Source organism: Gabonibacter chumensis (assembly GCF_024741215.1).
Classification (GTDB): domain Bacteria; phylum Bacteroidota; class Bacteroidia; order Bacteroidales; family Marinifilaceae; genus Gabonibacter; species Gabonibacter massiliensis.
In genome coordinates, this window is record NZ_JANSKB010000007.1 from 91,050 (window position 1) to 110,922 (window position 19,873).

A 19,873-nucleotide genomic window follows, 5' to 3' on the forward strand; every position below is an offset into this window, starting at 1 on the left:
CAGCAACCGTTATAAGGCTTGAACCAGGGAGCGGGCCAATGTCTCTTCCCCGGTAATGAGATAATTCGTCAAGATGACTTTTTCTATGATTTCATTCAACCGGTACCCCAAAGGCAGATAAGCCGCCGCATCCAATACCTGACGGGTAGACAGGGAAACGGAGAGGGTCTCCCTCCGTTCCGCCAACCGCAATATTTCCGCCACCTTAGTCAATGCTCCGGCCGCCTCTTTGGACACTTGGGGATAACGATCCAAAATCAGGTCTGCTTCTTCTACCGGAGACAGGTAATCGAGCCGAACCTTGATAAACCGATCTTCAAAAGCCGTATCCAACCGTTGAGTCGACACGTAGGCAAACCCCACGTTTCCAGCCGCCACAAACAAAACATCCTCTCCTTTATCGTACCGCATACCCGAATCCTCATCATAAATATAAGACTGCTGCCTATCCAATATTGTCATTAAAAAATTGGCAGCCACCATCGGGATCCGCGTCAGCTCATCCAAAAATATCAACGTCGGCCGGGAAGAGGTAAAAGCTTTAAAAAATTCGGAACGAACAGCTTTTGTTTTTCCGTCATCTCCGATAATCAATCCCCCGACAAACATCTTCTTAGGTTTAAAGGCTTGCCCCATGTCGAAAGCAAAGAAATCCATCCCGGTAGCTTCGGCCAGTTCCTTAGCGACCGATGACTTTCCACATCCTTTGGGGCCTAATAAAAAGGGATATTTCTTCAAATACAACGTGTGACACAGAAATTCCCACGTCTCTAAAGGAATATACAGTTCTTCCGAATGTTTCGGAGGAGAAAACAATATCATGTTGGTTTGCCTCGGCACACGTGTTTTTTCCGTCATTTTTTCCCCTATTTTCATGGTTATTTTACCTTACAAATCTAACCATAAAAAACGAGGCTACCTGAAAAAAGCAGCCCCGTTCTCCGATAAATCTTATTTTTTACTTTGCCCAAAGCTGAATCAGATTCAAAATGGTCTGCATGGCTTTATGCATCGTATCCAAAGAGCAATACTCGAATTTCCCGTGGAAATTCATACCTCCAGTAAACAAATTCGGACAAGGTAATCCCATGTACGAGAGACGCGCTCCATCGGTCCCCCCGCGTATCGGACGCACGACAGGAGTCACCCCGGCATGCTTCATCGCTTGAAAAGCCTTGTCGATCACCTCCGGATGCGGTTCTACCATCTCACGCATATTATAGTATTGATCCTTGAGTGTCAAAGTAATTACCCCTTCCCCGTATTTTCGGGTCAGCAACTCGACCACCTTACTTATATATCGCTTCTTAGCCTCAAACTTTTCCCGGTTATGATCTCGGATAATATAATCGATGGTAGCATTTTCCACCGAACCACCCAACCCTACCAGATGATAAAAACCCTCGTATCCATCCGTATGTTCCGGACGCTCCCAAGCCGGAAGCAAACTGTTTATATCTGCCGCCACCTGCAAAGCATTGATCATTTTGTCTTTCGCGTATCCCGGATGAACATTACGTCCCTGAATAACCATCTTGGCACTGGCCGCATTGAAATTCTCGTACTCCAATTCGCCCTCGAAACCTCCGTCGATCGTATAGGCAAACTTAGCCCCGAATCTCTCGACATTAAAGAAATCAACCCCACGGCCTATCTCCTCATCCGGGGTAAACCCTATACGAATCTTTCCGTGCGGCACGTCAGGATGATTAATCAGATATTCGGCCGCCGTCATGATTTCAGCCACTCCGGCCTTATCGTCGGCTCCCAATAGGGTCGTTCCATCCGTTGTTATCAACGTATGACCTTTAAAATAAGCCAATTCCGGAAAATCGACTATTCTCATCGTCAAGTCGGCATTCAACCTTATGTCTTTTCCATCGTAATTCTCGATAATTTGCGGTTTTATACGAGCCCCGCTCATATCCGGGCTGGTATCCACATGAGAGATGAAACCGATTACCGGACGATCTTCATAACCGGGTGTCGCCGGAATAGATCCCATAGCATACCCGTGCTCATCCATTTCTACCTCCACTAATCCTAAACTCTTCATCTCCTCCGTCAAATGCTTCAACAATACCAATTGCTTTTCCGTTGAAGGAAAAGTCTCGCTGTTCTCATCACTTTGAGTGTCGAAAGCGACATATCTTAAAAAACGCTCTTTTAAATCCAACATATCGATTTAATTTATTATTTTATATTATCATTCCAAACGAAATAATTCTCGCAATCGCACCCCAATCACACAATCTTCTAATCCCCGAATCACCCAATCACCCAATCACTGAATCACCCAATCACTGAATCACTCAATCACTCAATCTCCCAATCATTCAATCCGTCAGCTTAGCTCTCAACGAATCTTTAATAAAATAAATGATGATCGCGATATACATCACTACGGCTAAAATTTCAGCACCGCTCCACTCCACGAACCAATCCGCACCGCAATACTTCAATATGGCGCTGATCACACCCATCAAGGCTCCTCCCGCGATAAATCCGGAAGCAATCAATGTCCCCCGCTCCCGGCGGGATTTATTTACCTGTTCATCTTTACTACGGGAACCGACATACCAACTGATCAACCCTCCGATCAACAAAGGCGTATTCAAATCCAACGGAATAAACATTCCCAAGGCAAAGGCCAAGGCAGGAACTCCGATCATCGTCAAGATCAAAGCCAACGCGGCTCCGGCAAAATAAAGCAGCCAGGGAGTTGCACCACCCTCCATCAGAGGTTTAATCACGGCAGCCATAGCATTAGCCTGCGGTGCCACCAAAGCACCGTCTCCCACGAAACCGTAAGTCTTGTTCAGCACCATCATGACTCCGGCGATAGTAGCTGCCGACACGGCCGTTCCCAAGAACTTCCATCCCTCCTGTTTAGCGGGTGTAGTTCCCAACCAATAACCGATTTTCAAATCCGTAATAAAACCTCCGGCCATAGATAAGGCCGTACAGACGACTCCTCCGATAATCATAGCGGCCGTCATTCCGCTGGTTCCGCTCAACCCCGCACTGACCAATACCAAAGAGCTGAGAATAAGGGTCATCAACGTCATACCCGAAACCGGATTAGACCCCACGATAGCAATCGCGTTAGCAGCCACCGTGGTAAAGAGGAAAGCGATCACAAACACGATTAAAGTGGCAATAATCGTATGAAACATATTTCCCAACACCCCGATCTGGAAAAATACGAATATAGCGATCAATGTGGCAATCAAACCGGACAAGATCGTCTTCATCGGAAGGTCTCTCTGGGTACGCTCCGTTGTCTCCCCCGCGTCCTTTTTCCCTTTCAACTCACTCACGGCCAATCCCAAAGCTTGTTTTATGATACCGGATGAACGAATGATCCCGATAATACCTGCCATCGCGATGCCTCCGATACCGATGTGACGGGCATAATTGGAGAATAGCTGTTCCGGGCTCATCTGACCGATCAACATCGTAATATTTTCTCCCACGGCCAGAGTCTGTCCGTCGGCAAAATAACTGATAAAAGGAATCAAAACGAACCATACCGTAAAAGAACCCGCGCAAATAAAAGCAGCGTATTTCAATCCCACGATATAACCGAGTCCCAATACCGCGGCTCCCGTGTTAATCTTTAACACGACTTTCATCTTATCAGCCAACAACTCTCCCCAACCCATAATCCGGGTAGAGATCCCTTCCGACCACCAACCAAAAGTACTCACGATAAAATCATACAATCCGCCGATAAGTCCGCTAACAGCCAACAGTTTAGCCTGATTGCCTTTTTTCTCTCCCGAAACCAAAACCTCCGTCGTAGCCGTAGCCTCAGGGAAGGGATACTTGCCATGCATATCCTTTACGAAATATTTCCGGAAAGGGATCAACAACATAATACCCAGCAATCCTCCGAACAGGGAAGATAGGAAAATCTGATAAAAATGTGCATCCAATCCCAAAATATAAAGAGCAGGTAAAGTAAATATAGCTCCCGCGACAATAACCCCGGAACTTGCCCCGATCGATTGGATAATGACATTCTGTCCCAACATGTTTTTACGCCCTAAGACATTACCGACCCCTACCGCAATGATAGCGATCGGAATAGCTGCTTCAAATACCTGTCCTACCTTTAGTCCCAAATAAGCGGCAGCGGCCGAAAAGACAATTGCCATAATGATACCGAATGTCACCGAATAGACTGTAACCTCCTGAGGTTTCGACTTTGCCGACATCATAGGTTTGTATTCTTCACCCGGCGCAAGCTCCCGATAGGCATTTTCGGGAAGCGAATTAGGTTGTTTGTTTTCTTGATCCATCGTTTTTATAGTAAGTGATTTATTTATTCTGCCCCCAAAGATAATTATTTTAACCAAAAAATAGGAACCGAAACAACCTTTCTCTCCCGATGCAACTATTTTAACAAATCGATCCTCACGCGGTCCTCGTTTTTTGCAAGAGTATGATTACGATTTTTTAATTGAAGATACAAATATCTGATATCGTTTATCTTATGTTTCAAACTCATCGATCATTCATTCACCCACAAACCCCTTCTTATGTTTCCCGGCTTTCCGAAACACCTACATTGGAACATGCATTCTATTATTTTATACAAACAGATATTAAAAAATAACAGCAATCCCAAACTCCCAGAACCGCATAGAAACACCCGCGCAAAAACAATCCGTAAAAACAGTAACAACTCTTCCCAGTCTTTCAATACAAGAATAAACATCTAAAAATGAATCACTTTATCTATTCACCTATTATTCTATTCAAAAGAAGAAGGTTCCTTGTTAAAAAAGAGATTCAAATAATAAATATCATAAATATAAATAAAAATATTTTGACAAACTCCATATTTTTTATAATTTTATACGACTATTAACTCTAATACATCTTAACCACATGAGAAATCTATGTATGATTCTCTTTATGTTTTCATTCTTTTCGGTTTACGGCCAAAAAGACGTTGAATTAACTCAATCGGGCATCGAACAAGCCCATAAAGGTAACTTTTCGCGGGCAATAACCCTATTCGATAAAGCACTGAAGATTAATCCTAAAAACATAAAAGCTATCTACAACAAAGGATTTATCCGGGAAAACCAAAACCGTTTCGAAGAAGCCGCAGAACTATATTCCAGAATCATCGATCTGGAACCAAAGGATATATATTATTTCAGAAGAGGATACTGTTATTTTCAATCACGGCAATACCGAGAAGCGCTCAAAGATTATAACCTGATGTTAAAAAAATACCCGGATGACAATGATTTACTGATGAAGAGAATCCGGATTTACATTCAACAGAAACAATGGAATAAAGTACTTTCGGATTTTGATACTTACCTGGAAAAAGATCCGGACGATTTCATCATACAAGCAAACAGGGCGAAACTATTGATTAACTTGAAAAGAGAAAAAGAGGCCCATACCATTCTGGAGAAACTAATACAAAAATACCCGGATGAAACCATCATTCTGAACAGCTGGGCTTTCTCCTTATTAAAACAGGGGCTTCCCGATAAAGCCTTACAAAATATAAACAAAGCCCTGAAAATAAAGCCGAGCTACGCGGCAGCCTACATCACAAGAGCTCAAATATTCTTAGAGATAGGAGACAGGGAAAAAGCATGTAAAGATTATACCCAAGCTCAAAAATTAGGTTTTCCTATCGATCAATTAAACGAAGAGAGCATTGCACTGCTGAATGCCAATTGCAAAAATTAAAAGGCAGTTTCACGGTTAAAATGATAAAAATAGCGCTGCCCAAAAATTGAACAGCGCCATTTCTTTTATCGTGAATATTATTCGTTACCGTACTTCATTTCAGCACGACGTTTATAGCCTTCATACCTCCATTTAGCATCCCGTTCTGTCATTTCGAACAAACGTTCCGCATCTTCCGGAGCCGCCTTAATCAAGGAGTTGTAACGAACTTCGCCCATTAAGAACTCTCTGAATTTGGAATAATCCGGTTCTTTCGAATCCAACTGGAAGGGATTCTTACCTTCTTCTTCCAACATCGGGTTATAACGGTACAATTGCCAATAACCGCATTCCACGGCTTTCTTCTCCTCGGCCTGAGATTTACCCATACTTGCTTTCAACCCGTGATTAATACAAGGCGCGTAAGCAATAATCAGAGAAGGTCCGGGATAAGCCTCAGCTTCTTTCAACGCTTTCAAATACTGAGCCTGATTTGCTCCCATGGCAACCTGTGCCACGTACACGTAACCGTATGAAGCAGCCATCATACCCAAATCTTTTTTCCGGATCCGTTTCCCGCTTGCGGCAAATTTCGCCACGGCACCGACAGGCGTCGATTTAGAAGATTGACCGCCGGTATTGGAATATACCTCCGTATCCACAACCAGCACATTCACGTTCTGCCCGCTGGCTAACACGTGATCCAATCCACCGTAACCGATATCATATGCCCAACCGTCACCACCGAAAATCCATTGTGACTTTTTCGGGAAATAGGGTTTCAACGCCATGATCTCCTTGGCAACAGCCGATGTTTCTTTCGACATTGCAGCTGATAATTTATCGCTCGTCGCCAACGTCTTATCCCCGTCTTCATAAGCGGTAATCCACTCTTGTGCGGCAGCCTGAGTCTCAGCAGAGAATTGATTCATATGCTCTTCAATCAGTCTCTTGACACGTTCGCGCAAACGATTAGCACCCTCTGCCATACCGAATCCGTATTCGGCATTATCCTCAAACAAGGAGTTCGCCCAAGCCGGACCGCGACCGGTCACATTATTTTTACAATAGGGAGTGGAAGGAGCAGAACCTCCGTAAATAGAAGAACATCCGGTTGCATTAGCTACCATCATTCTCTCTCCGAATAGTTGGGTAATCAATTTAATATACGGGGTCTCACCGCAACCGGCACAAGCACCGGAGAACTCAAACAACGGTTGTTGGAATTGAGAATTTTTTACATTGTTCGGTTCCACCAGGCGTTTGTAACCGACCTTTTCATCCATATATTTGAAACGAGCAATTTCAGCTTCCTGCGATTCAAGCGGCTTCATAACGAGCGCTTTCTCTTTTGCCGGACACACGTCGGCGCAGTTTCCACAACCCGTACAATCCAACGGAGATACCTGAATCTTGAATTGAAGACCGGCCAACTCCTTACCGATAGCCGGCTTGGAGGCCGTTCCGGCAGGAGCCGCAGCTAACTCCGCTTCCGTCATCAAGAACGGGCGAATGGCAGCATGAGGACAAACATAAGCACACTGATTACATTGTATACAGTTATTTACTTGCCATTCCGGTACATTAATTGCAATTCCCCGTTTTTCATAACGGGAAGTCCCGGCAGGAAAAGTTCCATCCTCGCGTCCCGTAAACGCACTTACCGGAAGATCATCTCCAGCTTGAGCATTCATCACGTCTACCACCTTACGGATAAATTCAGGACGATTCGGATCGGGAGCTACAACTTCATCTTGCAAGTTTTTCCAATCGGCAGGAATTTCTACCTTAACGACATGCTCACCACCGGCATCCACTGCCGCGTAATTCATTTTTACGATAGCTTCTCCTTTCTTGCCGTATGACTTATCGATGGCTTTTTTCATTTCACTCACGGCCAATTCATACGGAATCACGTTCGTAATTTTAAAGAAAGCAGCCTGCATAATCGTATTCGTACGATTGCCCAAACCTAATTGCTGCCCCAATTTCGTACCGTTAATAATATAAAAATTAATCTCATTCTGGGCTAAATAACGCTTCATGGCATTCGGAAGATGATTCCCGACCTCTTTTTCATCCCAGATAGAGTTCAACAAGAAAGAGCCCCCCTTCTTCAATCCTTTCAATACGTCATACATATGAACGTAAGCCGGAACGTGACAAGCCACAAAGTCAGGAGTCGTTACTAAATAAGTAGAACGGATCGGCTCATCACCGAAACGAAGGTGAGAAGCGGTAAAACCTCCCGATTTTTTAGAGTCATAAGCGAAATAAGCTTGACAATATTTATTGGTAGCACTACCGATAATCTTAATCGAATTCTTATTGGCACCCACCGTACCGTCCGAGCCTAAACCGTAAAACTTAGCCTCATAGGTTCCGGCAGAAGTTACTTTTACTTCCGGTTCTACGGGAAGAGAGTGGAAAGTAACATCATCTACGATTCCGATTGTAAATTTATCCTTAGGCTCATTCATTGCCAAATTCTTGTATACGGCGATAATCTGCGCGGGAGTTACGTCTTTGGAACCCAAACCGTAACGTCCACCCACGATAACCGGAGCATTCTCTTTGCCGTAGAAGATCTCTTTCACATCCAAATACAACGGATCTCCGTTTGCTCCCGGCTCTTTTGTACGATCAAGTACGGCAATTCTTCTTACAGATGCCGGCATGACGTCCATAAAATATTTAGCAGAGAACGGACGGTACAGGTGTACTGCTATCATTCCGACCTTTTCTCCCTGAGCCATCTTATAGTCGATTACCTCCCGGATGGTCTCGGTCACCGACCCCATAGCTATGATGATATTCTCGGCATCGTTCGCACCATAGTAATCAAACGGACGATACGTACGTCCCGTGAGCTTAGACATCTCTTTCATGTATTCAGCCACGATATCAGGAACCGCATCGTAAAAACGATTGGCAGCCTCTCTTGCCTGGAAATAGATATCCGGGTTCTGAGCCGTACCCTTCGTCACCGGATTCTCAGAACTTTGAGCTCTATCGCGGAACTCCTGCAACGCCTTCATATCCACTAATCCGCGCAGATCTTCCATATCAATCTCTTCTATCTTCTGTATCTCGTGAGACGTACGGAATCCGTCGAAAAAATTTAAGAAAGGTACTCTCGATTTTATAGCAGTCAGGTGAGAAACAGCTGAAAGGTCCATCACTTCCTGAACGGAACCGGAAGCCAACATAGCAAAACCGGCCTGACGAGCAGCGTAAACATCCGCGTGATCTCCAAAAATAGAAAGAGCATGAGCCGCTAAAGCACGGGCACTCACGTGGAAAACGCATGGTAACAGCTCTCCCGCAATCTTATACATATTCGGAATCATCAGCAATAAACCTTGCGATGCTGTATACGTGGTTGTCAAAGCACCGGCTTGCAAAGAACCATGAACGGCTCCGGCAGCACCCGCCTCTGATTGCATTTCAACCAGGCGAACAGTTTCGCCAAACATATTTTTTCTTCCTTTAGCAGCCCATTCGTCAACGTATTCAGCCATCGGAGACGAAGGAGTGATCGGATAAATACACGATACTTCACTGAACATATAGGCTATATGCGCAGCAGCAGCGTTACCGTCACAAGTAATAAATTTCTTTTCTTTTGCCATTTTTTTAAACATTAACTAACAATCATTCATTCCTCTGAAAACACGATTCAACACCTGAAAAATACCGAAGCCCTCTCCGTCCAGCATGTGATCTTATTCTCAACTATATTATACTATTTATTTAATTATCAATATACAAAACCAGTAAGCCATAAAGGTACAATATTTTTCTTCCCTCGTTCTATCATATCCGTCATTATTATTAAATTATCCTTTATTCGCCTTTTATCTCCCTCTTGTCTCACGAGAATAGCATAGCGTCCGTTTACCAGAAAATCCGCATTTTCCGAATAATTCAAGCTGGCTACAGGGCATAACTGACTAACTAAAAACGTTTTTCTGACCGTAGCGGCATCCGTATTATCCAAACATACGGCATTCAATAAATTGGGATTATGAAGATATACCTGATTAGGCTTCAAGCCGTTCTCATCATCACTTTCCTTGTCAAACAACAAAGTCAGTAAACGGGCATTTTTCATATAATGCAAATAATTGAGTACCGTGGCCCTCGATACTCCGATTTCGTGGCTCAGTTTACTGATATTTACATTGTTATTATCATTTGCCACAATATAAAGCAATTGCTTCAATTTGGTCAAATATTTCAATTCTATCTGGTTATTATACGGAATATCAAACTCTAACGTTAAGTTTATATTCTTTAATAAATAATCGATATGTGATTTCTCTTCCAAATAGATGGGATAATAGCCGTATTTCAAATAATTCCCGAAATGGGCCAAAGGACGCACGCGGTCTAAAATACGGTCTACAATCTCCTCGTGATGCTCCAATATCTCCTCAAAAGCAAATACCGGAAATTTATGTCCCGTCTCCAACTCCAGAAATTCCCGAAAAGACAGCCCGCTCAGGTTATACATCTCCACAATTCCGTGCAGGTATTTGTTGGATTTAATCCTCACGATGGAAGAGGCCGTAAAAACAATCCGCAATTCTGGAAAATGATCGTAAGCTTCCCTCAACTCTTTATCCCAATTGGGATATTTATGAACTTGATCCAGTAGCAATACCTTTCCCCCCAATTTATAGAAACGCTCCACAAAATGGAACAACCCCTCCGTCGCAAAAAAAAGATTATTGATATTCACGTAAAGACACGATGGATCATCCTCATAATATTCTTTGCAAAAAGCCAGAAGAAAATTTGTTTTCCCCACCCCGCGGCTCCCCTTTATAGCAATCAGACGGGCACGACAATCTATTACATCCAGCAATCCCCGACGGATAGTAGAAGTCCTCTCCTTCAATAGAATATCGTGTGTAATACGTAAACTCTCCATCTCTCTTTTTTTGCAATGCAAATATAGTAAAAAAAGATGCATTTTGTAATCTACATGTTACAAAACATAGAAAAAGCGGGTTAAAGATCATTTTAACCCGCTTTTTTATCTTATAAGTCATCTGAATCACTTATCATTCATAGAAATCAGAAATTCCTCATTGGATTTCGTTTTTTCCAAACGATCTTTTACAAATTGCATAGCTTCAACGGAGTTCATATCCGTCAAATAATTACGTAATATCCAAATTCGATTCAACGTGTAATCACCCAACAAAAGATCGTCACGACGCGTACTGGAAGCCGTAATATCCACAGCCGGATAAATACGACGATTGGATAATTTGCGATCCAATTGCAACTCCATGTTACCCGTTCCTTTAAACTCTTCAAAAATCACATCATCCATTTTCGATCCGGTCTCCGTCAACGCGGTGGCCAAAATCGTCAACGATCCTCCATCTTCAATATTCCGGGCCGCTCCGAAGAAACGTTTCGGCTTATGTAACGCGTTTGCATCCACACCGCCGGAAAGAACCTTACCGGAAGCAGGAGATACGGTATTATAGGCGCGGGCCAAACGAGTAATGGAATCCAAAAGAATCACCACATCATGACCGCATTCCACCATACGTTTCGCCTTCTCTAAAACGATATTAGCGACCTTCACGTGGCGTTCCGCCGGTTCGTCGAACGTAGAGGAGATAACCTCTGCATTTACATTCCGGGCCATATCCGTAACCTCTTCCGGGCGCTCGTCTATCAACAGTATGATCAAATAAACCTCCGGATGATTAGCAGAAATGGCATTGGCAATTTCCTTCAACAACATGGTTTTACCGGTCTTTGGTTGAGCAACGATCAATCCGCGTTGTCCTTTACCGATAGGAGCAAACATATCTACCACCCGGGTTGAAATGGTCGCACGTCCGTTTCCGGTCAAATTGAATTTTTCATTCGGGAAAAGAGGGGTAAGATGATCAAACGGAATACGATCCCGGACAGCTTCCGGAGACTTCCCGTTGATCTTTTCCACTTTTATCAAGGGGAAATATTTTTCTCCCTCTTTGGGCGGCCGCACCGTTCCTTCAACCGTATCACCGGTAGAGAGACCGAAAAGCTTAATTTGGCTCTGTGACACGTATATATCATCCGGCGAGTTCAGGTAATTATAATCCGATGAGCGTAAAAAACCGTAACCGTCAGGCATAATCTCCAACACGCCGGAATTTAAAATAATACCCTCAAACTCATAATATTTATCTCTTTTGTCGAACCGCATCTTATTCGTATTCTCACGCTTCTCTTCCGACTCCGCCAGCGGACTTTCAAGCACGGGTTCCTGTACCAATTCGGGCAAAATATCAACATCCGGCTCATCCAATACGATATCGTCCTCAACAACTTGCTGTAAGGCTTCATTATCTTTCTCGTAACGTTTAGCCTTCTTTACAAATTTAGACATCCGATCCTGTTTTGCCGGAAAATTTTCTTTACTCTTTTCTTCTTCCTTCTCCTCCGGTATAGCGGGCTCCGGACTTATCGACTGTTCATTATTTTCCGGCTTTTTATTCCGGCGATCCATAAACTTACGATTAGGCTTGTTTCCCCGTTTGTTTTCCTGACTATTTTCTATTTTCTTCTCCTCAGGAGCCGTCTCTTCAACTTCCTCTTTTTTATTCTCGACAACTATACCGTTCTCCGTACGATTCAGAACTATATCCTTATCCAAAATATCACTATGGATAACATTAATAACCCGGGGTTCTTCCTTCTTCTCCGCTTCTACCGCCACAGGTTCTTCTTTTGGTTCCTCTTTTGTAGGTAGGGTCTGGGATTTGTTATCCTTCTTATTAAACCTTTTCATTCCTCCATTGGAATCTCCCACTTTCTGCACCCCTCCCCGTATAACCCGCACCCTGGGCTTCTTTTCTTTCGGTTCAACAGGAGTAGTTTCTTCTGTAGCCACCATAGCCTGCTGATCCAAAATCTTATATATCAGCTCTTTCTTTTTATAGGATTCAACCCTTTTAACATTCAGATCTTTTGCAATTTGACGCAAATCTGAAAGTAATTTTTCATTCAGTTCTAAAATATCGTACATATAATTACGTTATGGATAATTATCATTAAGTAAGTTAAGTCACCCGGCATGAACCAGGTGGAAAGTATAATCTGCACAAAATTAGAAAGAATTATCTTTATTCCCAAATTGTTAAGAAATAATTTAAAGCAACGGCATATAAATTATTTTTTTGGTTGCAAAAAACTCTTCTTCAAAAAAATCCGGAATACCATATACACGGACCTTATCTCTATACGGTTTTATCTCCTCGTCAAAATCCCCTCCCTTTATATAAAGAATCCCGTTCGGCAATTCGTTGTTTCCTCCTTTTCGAATGCGATTCCGCGTCCAGGACATAAAAGTTGGAAATGCCGTAACCGCCCTACTTACAATAAAATCAAATTTTTCTTTTACCTCTTCAACCCGAAGTTGTTCCGCTCTTACGTTTTTAAGTCCTAAAGCTGTCACGATTTCCCGAACGACCTTTATCTTTTTACCGATCGAATCTACTAAAAAAAAATCCGTTTCCGGAAAAAGAATCGCCAAGGGGATTCCCGGAAAACCTCCGCCAGTACCGACATCCATAACCCGGGTACCCGGTTTGAAAGAGATAACTTTCGCGATGGCCATGGAATGCAATACATGATGAATTTCCAATTCGCCGATATCTTTTCTGGATATGACATTTATTTTTTCATTCCATTCCCGGTACAGTCCTTCCAATTGTTCCAGTTGTTTTTTTTGCAAGTCACTCAATCCGGCAAAATATTTCTGAATGAATTCCATTGTTTCTTTGATCATTAATTAATTAGCGATTCCGATTGTAGATAGGCAAGTACAGCATACACAAAACTCCCATTACGATATACAATAAGGTCATCGCCCCGTGAGACAATAAAGCGAACGTCTTGGCCAGACTTTCCATTTCGGGAGTATTCGGCAGATACAACATCAAGGCAGCCACAACCATAAAATGCCATGCCCCGACCCCCCCCTGAACCGGAGCGACCATTCCATAACTGGAAATAACAAACACGGTCAGGCCGACCAGCATATTTAAGCCGGAGGTAAACTTGAAACAGAAGAAACAGACATACAGCATTAAAAAATACATCAACCAAATGAAAACAGTATGCGCTATAAACAACCATTTGTTATCCACTCCCTTTACGGCCAAAATACCCTCCTTTAATCCAGATAAAAACTTATGTATCCGTGCCGAAAAAATGCCTTTTCGAACCGACCAAATCAATATCATTAACAGGATAACAAATAAAAAACCGATGGCCCAAATCCAACCGGATGTCAGTAAACCGTACAGCTTTTCCTTTATATCTTCGTTCGTATCCAAAAAACGTACGACTTGTCCAAATTGAGATAAAATCACGACCAAAGTCAACAATAGTAACATGATCATATCGAACACCCGCTCCGTGACGACCGTTCCCAACAACTTGGAAAAAGGTACTTGTTCATATTTAGCCACCACTCCGCAACGAGTGAACTCTCCCATTCGGGGAATAGCCAAGTTGGCAAAATAACCGATCATAACACCCATAAAACTATTCATGAAAGAGATCTCATAGCCCATGGACCGAGTCAACAACTGCCAACGCATAGCCCGGCTGACGTGACTAAGAATTCCCAACACCACGCCGACCCATACCCAAGTATAATTTACATCTTCACGCAATACTTTCATTAAATCCGCCGGATTCTGATCCCGGTATACCAACCAAAACAAGAAAACCGTTACGGCAAAAAAAGCAAAAAACTTTATTATTTGCTTATATATAGGCTTCATCCATCAACTTTAGTAAAGTTCACACTTTAATAATTTCCTCAAATCAAAATAAAATGATTATTTTGTAAGTTGATTGCAAATGTACATTATTAATCGGAAGTTGAAAAATTAGGGAGGAGAAAGTCGTTATAATGTAAGCACATTGTTTTTAATACAACAGGAACAGATGGGTATTGTAAAAGCTAAAAAATATTTAGGACAACATTTCCTAAAAGACCAAAATATCGCTCGAAAGATCACGGACAGTCTTCTTCCTTTAACGACAAACGTGTTGGAAATAGGACCTGGGATGGGTGTCTTAACCCAGTATTTATTAAAAAATAACCGATTCTCAGTTTTGGCTATCGATATCGACCAAGAGTCCATAAGCTACCTCCACGAGGCCTTTCCGCAACAGAAAAAACAGATCATTTACGGTGACTTCCTTAAAATGGATCTCACTCTTTTTCATAAAGAACCTTTTTCAATAATAGGAAATTTACCTTATAACATCTCGTCGCAGATTTTTTTCAGAGTTATTGAAAACAGAGATTACATTCCTCAGGTTGTCTGCATGATACAAAAAGAGGTTGCCGATCGGATCAATGCCTCCCACGGAAACAAAACCTATGGGATACTAAGTGTTTTTTTACAAACTTTTTATCATATAGAATACCTTTTTACCGTGAATGAACAGGTATTTGATCCTCCTCCCAAAGTAAAATCCGCTGTTATCCGTCTGACACGTAACCAAAGGGAAAAATTGGATTGCAAAGAACAACTGTTTTTCAACGTCGTAAAAACCGGTTTTAATCAAAGGAGAAAAACACTCCGAAATTCATTAAAACCGATTTTACCCCCGGAATTTACTTCGGATATGTTAAATTTGCGACCCGAACAACTTAGCGCAGAAGACTTCATCACGCTATGTAAAGCCATAGAAAACAACTTATAACAGACCTGACAAGCATGCAACAATTCGAATTGACCAACGAGTTTCTCGCCAAATTAGAAGAAATCATCAACGCAAACGATAAAGAGGGAGCTTCCAAAATAGTGGAAACCCTCCACCCTGCCGATATCGCCGAAATCTTAGAAGAACTCGATAATAAACAGGCTCAATTCTTATTCTTACTTCTTGATAATGAGTTAGCCGGTGACGTATTAGCAGAATTGGAAGAGGACGAACGTAAACGTTTTATCGAATCTTTTCCCCCGGAAATCATCGCTAAACGTTTCATCGACAATATGGATTCGGATGATGCGGCGGATTTGGTAGGAAGCATGTCCGATGAACAACAACACGAAGTACTTTCCCACATAGAGGACTTGGAACAAGCCGGAGATATTGTCGACCTGTTGCACTATGATGAAGATACCGCCGGTGGTCTGATGGGAAAAGAGTTAGTTGCCGTCAATGAAAATTGGACCGTATTGACCTGCCTCAGGGAGTTGAGTCGACAAGCCGAAAATATCGGAGAAATTTTCTACGTGTATGTCGTTGACGATGACAACGTACTAAAAGGAAGATTATCATTAAAAAAAATGATCTTATCCCCGACATCGACCAAAATAAATAAACTGTATAACCCTGACGTCATCTTCGTTAACACGGACGAGACCGCGGAATCGGTAGGACGGATCATGCAAAAATACGATTTGGTAGCCATTCCGGTCGTAGATTCCATCGGACGACTGGTAGGTCGAATTACGATCGACGACGTCGTGGATGTCATTCGTGAAGAGGCTGAAAAAGACTATCATATGATGTCCGGTATCACCCAAGACGTGGAATCTTCGGATACGATATGGGACCAGACAAAAGCTCGTCTACCTTGGTTAATCATAGGTCTTTTCGGAGGAATGTTAGCTGCCTATATGATCTCGTTCTACCAGGCGGATATTGCCCTTTTCCCGGCTACGGCTATGTTTATCCCTGTTATCACCGCCATGGGAGGAAATGTAGGAATACAATCTTCGGCCATCGTCGTAAAAGGTTTGGCCTCCAATTCTCTCGGAGTAAAAAATATTTTCCAAAACATTATTAAGGAAATAGGAGGAGCTTTAATCAACGCTACCATATGTTCTTCCATCATTTTTGTCCTCACCCTTTGTTTCAATATGAACTCTTTCGCCATGCCGCTCACGGTAACGATTTCTCTCTTTACGGTAATTATTTTTGCTTCGCTATTCGGAACGGCTTTCCCTCTGTTACTCAATAGAATCAATATTGACCCGGCTCTGGCTACCGGTCCTTTCATCACCTTAACCAATGATATCATCGGATTAAATATCTATCTTTTCATCGGAAAATTAATCCTTGCCGAACTATTATAACCCCCCTTTAGCATTAGCTTCCAAAAGCACTTTTTTAATTACAGAAAAAATTGTTTAATTAAAAGAGTGTTGCTAACTTGCGCCCTCGATAAGAAAGAAAAACTGCTATAAATCATAAGGCGTTAAGATAAAATAAATCATTATGTATCAAGGAATAAAAACAGTATCATTTGAAGAAGCTGTAAAAGTAGTGAAATCGGGTGACCGAATTCACATTCACAGTGTTGCTTGTGCTCCGCAAGGATTGATTCAAGCCCTTTGTAACAGAGGTCGTGCAGGAGAATTAAAAGGTGTAAGAATACAACACCTGCACACGGAAGGAAGCGCTCCCTATGCCGAAGCCGAATTCGAAGGTGTTTTCCTTCTCGAATCTTATTTCGTGGGAAGCAATGTTCGCAAACCGACCCAAGCCGGTTATGCCGATTATGTTCCCGTTCACTTGAGTGAAACACAAAAATTAATCCGCAGCGGAATTCATCCGATAGACGTAGCTATGATTCAAGTGTGTCCGCCGGATAAACACGGATACGTATCTATGGGGACCTCCGTTGACGCGACTTTAGCTGCCGTACAAAACGCGAAAACGGTTATTGCCGTCATCAATCCGAATGTTCCCAGAGCATGGGGTAACGCTATCATTAAATTATCGGATATCGATGTCTTCTGCGAAGACAACACGCCGTTAATCGAAGCACATCCGGCCTCTCTAACGGAAGAGGATATCAAAATCGGAAAAAACTGCGCCGCATTAATCGAAGACGGAGCTACCTTGCAAATGGGAATCGGAGCTATTCCGAATGCCGTGCTTTCTCAATTGGGAAATCATAAAAATTTAGGTATTCACACCGAAATGTTCGCAGACGGCGTACTGCCTCTCTATGCCAAAGGAGTCATCAATAACTTAAATAAAAAATTCGATAAAGGAAAGATCGTATCCACCTTCTTAATGGGTTCCAAAGAAGTATATGATTTCATCGACGATAACCCGGCCGTAGCCATGATGGATGTAGGGTATACCAACGACCCGTTCATCATCGCTCAACAACCTAAGATGACAGCCATTAATTCGGCTCTGTCCGTCGATATTACGGGACAGGTGAATGCCGACTCCATCGGGTGCAAATTTTACAGCGGTTGCGGCGGCCAATTGGATTTCATCCGCGGAGCAGCAGCCAGCGAAGGAGGTAAACCCATCATCGCCTTACCCTCCGTTACCAATAAAGGAGTGAGCAAAATTACCCCGACCCTATTAAACGGAGCCGGAGTCGTAACCACCCGTTTTGACGTCCATTATATCGTAACGGAATTCGGTGCAGCCGATTTATACGGAAAAACACTGCAACAAAGAGCAAAAGCACTTATCGCTATCGCACATCCGGATCATCAGGAAGAGTTGGACAAAGCAGCCTTCGAACGATTCGGCAGTCATTTCCATTTTATCCGAAAATAAAAAGAAAAGAGGAAGCTTAAATTAGCTTCCTCTTTTTTTATTACTATTTTTGTACATAATACCGATCAATGGATCAGGTATTTTTTTTAAATTTTTTATTATGGATTGGAATAAACTCATATCTGCCAGACGGTATCAACCGGGAAGTGCCCCCACCCTATTTCGTTCGCACGATCGTTCGCAATTCCAAAGGGACTACGATCGTTTGATCTTCTCTTCTCCCTTCAGACGCTTACAAAATAAAACCCAGGTATTTCCTTTACCGGGAAACATATTCGTGCACAACAGACTTACCCATAGTCTGGAAGTAGCCAGTGTAGGGCGTTCCTTAGGAATCAAAATCGCCCAATTTATAAAGCAAAGAGAGAACGTAGAAAACCCTGAGATTTTAGAGGAAATCGGAACGATTGTCAGTACGGCTTGCCTGGCCCATGATTTAGGAAATCCCCCTTTCGGCCACTCCGGTGAAGAGGCCATATCTTACTTTTTCATAGATGGAGAGGGACAATACCTAAAAAAATTACTCACGGATGAAGAGTGGGCGGATATCAGTCATTTTGAAGGGAACGCGAATGCCTTCAGGTTACTAACCCATAACTTTAACGGCCGGCGTCCGGGAGGATACACCATGACATATACCACGTTAGCCTCCATCGTCAAATATCCCTTCGAATCCAAAGCGGCCGTTAAAGGGCATAAATACGGTTTTTTTCAAAGTGAAAAAGAGATTTACCGGGAAATTGCCGAAGAGTTGGGATTAATCCAGCTGAATGAAAAACCCCTTCAATTCGTACGTCATCCTTTAGTTTTCTTAGTCGAAGCCGCAGATGATATCTGCTACCAAATTATGGATATCGAAGATTCCCATAAACTGAAAATTTTATCTTACGATGAGACGACCAAAATATTATTAAATTTCTACGATAAGGAAGAAGATAAAGAGGATTTGAAAACGATAGCCAAAACATTCAAAATAGTTACCGACAAAAATGAGTGTATCGCTTTTTTACGAGCCGGAATCATCAACAAATTGATCAATGCCTGCGCCAACGTATTTTGTGAGAATTACGAAACAATTATGAACGGTACTTTCAAAGGTTCTCTGATTCAACACCTTTCCGGAATCAATAAAACAGCTTATGACGCCTGCACCGATTTAGCTTATTCGCGCATATACCATACCAATATCGTGACTCAAATTCAAATAGCCGGGTTCAAAATATTGGCCACGATCCTTAAAGAATACATCGATGCTGTCCTGAAACCGGGAACCTATTATGCCCGAAATATACTATCCATCATGCCGGAACAATACAAAGTACACCAAGACGATAGCATTTATACAAAAATTCAAACCGTAACCGATTATGTCTCGGGCATGACCGATTCCTACGCTCTGAATCTTTACCGTAAAATAAAAGGTATAGACTTGCCGGAAATAAGATAAAATCATCAAATTAGGAGATTGAGAGATTAAATGATTGACGATTTTAAATTGTAGATTGAATTCCGTTTTCAATTTACAATCTAAAATCTACAATCTACAATAAAAAAAGCCACGATCTCTCGTGGCTTCTCCCTAAATTCGGCATCGACCTACTCT

General features: G+C 42.4%; 13 protein-coding genes. 5 read left to right on the forward strand and 8 right to left on the reverse strand.

What is annotated here, in order from left to right; all coding sequences use genetic code 11:
- Window positions 1–9: 9 nt before the first annotated feature.
- The 3 genes from NVS78_RS13290 to NVS78_RS13300 all read right to left on the reverse strand — a co-directional run bounded on the left by NVS78_RS13290 (window position 10) and on the right by NVS78_RS13300 (window position 4,304).
- Window positions 10–876, reverse strand: a complete 867-nt coding sequence (locus NVS78_RS13290) for an AAA family ATPase (RefSeq protein ID WP_286359593.1) — start codon at window positions 874–876, stop codon at window positions 10–12.
- Window positions 877–958: 82 nt separating this feature from the next.
- Complete coding sequence (gene pepT, locus NVS78_RS13295; RefSeq protein ID WP_286359604.1) at window positions 959–2,176, reverse strand: peptidase T; 1,218 nt, start codon at window positions 2,174–2,176, stop codon at window positions 959–961.
- 160 nt (window positions 2,177–2,336) lie between these two features.
- A complete protein-coding gene (locus NVS78_RS13300) occupies window positions 2,337–4,304 on the reverse strand; it encodes an OPT family oligopeptide transporter (RefSeq protein WP_286359594.1) in 1,968 nt (655 codons plus the stop codon).
- A gap of 592 nt (window positions 4,305–4,896) precedes the next feature.
- On the opposite strand from NVS78_RS13300, the gene NVS78_RS13305 reads away from it, so the two are divergent.
- Window positions 4,897–5,721: a tetratricopeptide repeat protein gene (locus tag NVS78_RS13305; RefSeq protein WP_286359595.1), complete on the forward strand. Its 825-nt coding sequence runs from the start codon at window positions 4,897–4,899 to the stop codon at window positions 5,719–5,721.
- Window positions 5,722–5,798: 77 nt separating this feature from the next.
- Here the strand turns inward: NVS78_RS13305 and nifJ are convergent, their stop codons facing one another.
- From nifJ to NVS78_RS13330, 5 genes are all read right to left on the reverse strand, one after another.
- Window positions 5,799–9,332: a pyruvate:ferredoxin (flavodoxin) oxidoreductase gene (gene nifJ / locus NVS78_RS13310; protein ID WP_286359596.1), complete on the reverse strand. Its 3,534-nt coding sequence runs from the start codon at window positions 9,330–9,332 to the stop codon at window positions 5,799–5,801.
- Window positions 9,333–9,460: 128 nt separating this feature from the next.
- A complete protein-coding gene (locus NVS78_RS13315) occupies window positions 9,461–10,636 on the reverse strand; it encodes an AAA family ATPase (RefSeq protein WP_286359597.1) in 1,176 nt (391 codons plus the stop codon).
- Window positions 10,637–10,762: 126 nt separating this feature from the next.
- Window positions 10,763–12,739 (reverse strand): transcription termination factor Rho, encoded by a 1,977-nt coding sequence (rho, locus tag NVS78_RS13320; protein WP_286359598.1) that lies wholly within the window; start codon window positions 12,737–12,739, stop codon window positions 10,763–10,765.
- A 123-nt stretch (window positions 12,740–12,862) separates the two neighbouring features.
- On the reverse strand, window positions 12,863–13,501 hold the full coding sequence (gene rsmG / locus NVS78_RS13325; protein WP_434059162.1) for a 16S rRNA (guanine(527)-N(7))-methyltransferase RsmG: 639 nt from the start codon (window positions 13,499–13,501) through the stop codon (window positions 12,863–12,865).
- A 7-nt stretch (window positions 13,502–13,508) separates the two neighbouring features.
- Window positions 13,509–14,504: a lysylphosphatidylglycerol synthase transmembrane domain-containing protein gene (locus NVS78_RS13330; RefSeq protein ID WP_286359599.1), complete on the reverse strand. Its 996-nt coding sequence runs from the start codon at window positions 14,502–14,504 to the stop codon at window positions 13,509–13,511.
- A gap of 166 nt (window positions 14,505–14,670) precedes the next feature.
- Here NVS78_RS13330 and rsmA point away from each other — a divergent pair, with 166 nt between their 5' ends.
- The 4 genes from rsmA to NVS78_RS13350 all read left to right on the forward strand — a co-directional run bounded on the left by rsmA (window position 14,671) and on the right by NVS78_RS13350 (window position 19,717).
- Window positions 14,671–15,438, forward strand: coding sequence for a 16S rRNA (adenine(1518)-N(6)/adenine(1519)-N(6))-dimethyltransferase RsmA (rsmA, locus tag NVS78_RS13335; RefSeq protein WP_286359600.1), 768 nt, complete (start codon window positions 14,671–14,673; stop codon window positions 15,436–15,438).
- A gap of 14 nt (window positions 15,439–15,452) precedes the next feature.
- Window positions 15,453–16,820, forward strand: a complete 1,368-nt coding sequence (gene mgtE, locus NVS78_RS13340; protein ID WP_286359601.1) for a magnesium transporter — start codon at window positions 15,453–15,455, stop codon at window positions 16,818–16,820.
- A 142-nt stretch (window positions 16,821–16,962) separates the two neighbouring features.
- The gene (locus tag NVS78_RS13345; protein ID WP_286359602.1) at window positions 16,963–18,270 is read left to right on the forward strand and encodes an acetyl-CoA hydrolase/transferase family protein; all 1,308 of its coding nucleotides are present in this window, start codon (window positions 16,963–16,965) and stop codon (window positions 18,268–18,270) included.
- A gap of 100 nt (window positions 18,271–18,370) precedes the next feature.
- Window positions 18,371–19,717 carry a deoxyguanosinetriphosphate triphosphohydrolase gene (locus NVS78_RS13350; protein ID WP_286359603.1) on the forward strand — a complete coding sequence of 449 codons (1,347 nt, stop codon included), beginning with the start codon at window positions 18,371–18,373 and terminating at the stop codon, window positions 19,715–19,717.
- Window positions 19,718–19,873 lie beyond the last annotated feature (156 nt).

Excerpts from the sequence above, each read along its gene's own strand:
- NVS78_RS13330 (WP_286359599.1), bottom strand. The coding sequence starts at position 14,504 with ATGAAGCCTATATATAAGCAAATAATAAAGTTTTTTGCTTTTTTTGCC.
- rsmA (WP_286359600.1), top strand. The coding sequence starts at position 14,671 with ATGGGTATTGTAAAAGCTAAAAAATATTTAGGACAACATTTCCTAAAA.
- NVS78_RS13345 (WP_286359602.1), top strand. The coding sequence starts at position 16,963 with ATGTATCAAGGAATAAAAACAGTATCATTTGAAGAAGCTGTAAAAGTA.
- nifJ (WP_286359596.1), bottom strand. The coding sequence starts at position 9,332 with ATGGCAAAAGAAAAGAAATTTATTACTTGTGACGGTAACGCTGCTGCT.
- NVS78_RS13315 (WP_286359597.1), bottom strand. The coding sequence starts at position 10,636 with ATGGAGAGTTTACGTATTACACACGATATTCTATTGAAGGAGAGGACT.
- rho (WP_286359598.1), bottom strand. The coding sequence starts at position 12,739 with ATGTACGATATTTTAGAACTGAATGAAAAATTACTTTCAGATTTGCGT.
- NVS78_RS13290 (WP_286359593.1), bottom strand. The coding sequence starts at position 876 with ATGAAAATAGGGGAAAAAATGACGGAAAAAACACGTGTGCCGAGGCAA.
- NVS78_RS13350 (WP_286359603.1), top strand. The coding sequence starts at position 18,371 with ATGGATTGGAATAAACTCATATCTGCCAGACGGTATCAACCGGGAAGT.
- NVS78_RS13300 (WP_286359594.1), bottom strand. The coding sequence starts at position 4,304 with ATGGATCAAGAAAACAAACAACCTAATTCGCTTCCCGAAAATGCCTAT.
- NVS78_RS13305 (WP_286359595.1), top strand. The coding sequence starts at position 4,897 with ATGAGAAATCTATGTATGATTCTCTTTATGTTTTCATTCTTTTCGGTT.
- mgtE (WP_286359601.1), top strand. The coding sequence starts at position 15,453 with ATGCAACAATTCGAATTGACCAACGAGTTTCTCGCCAAATTAGAAGAA.
- rsmG (WP_434059162.1), bottom strand. The coding sequence starts at position 13,501 with ATGATCAAAGAAACAATGGAATTCATTCAGAAATATTTTGCCGGATTG.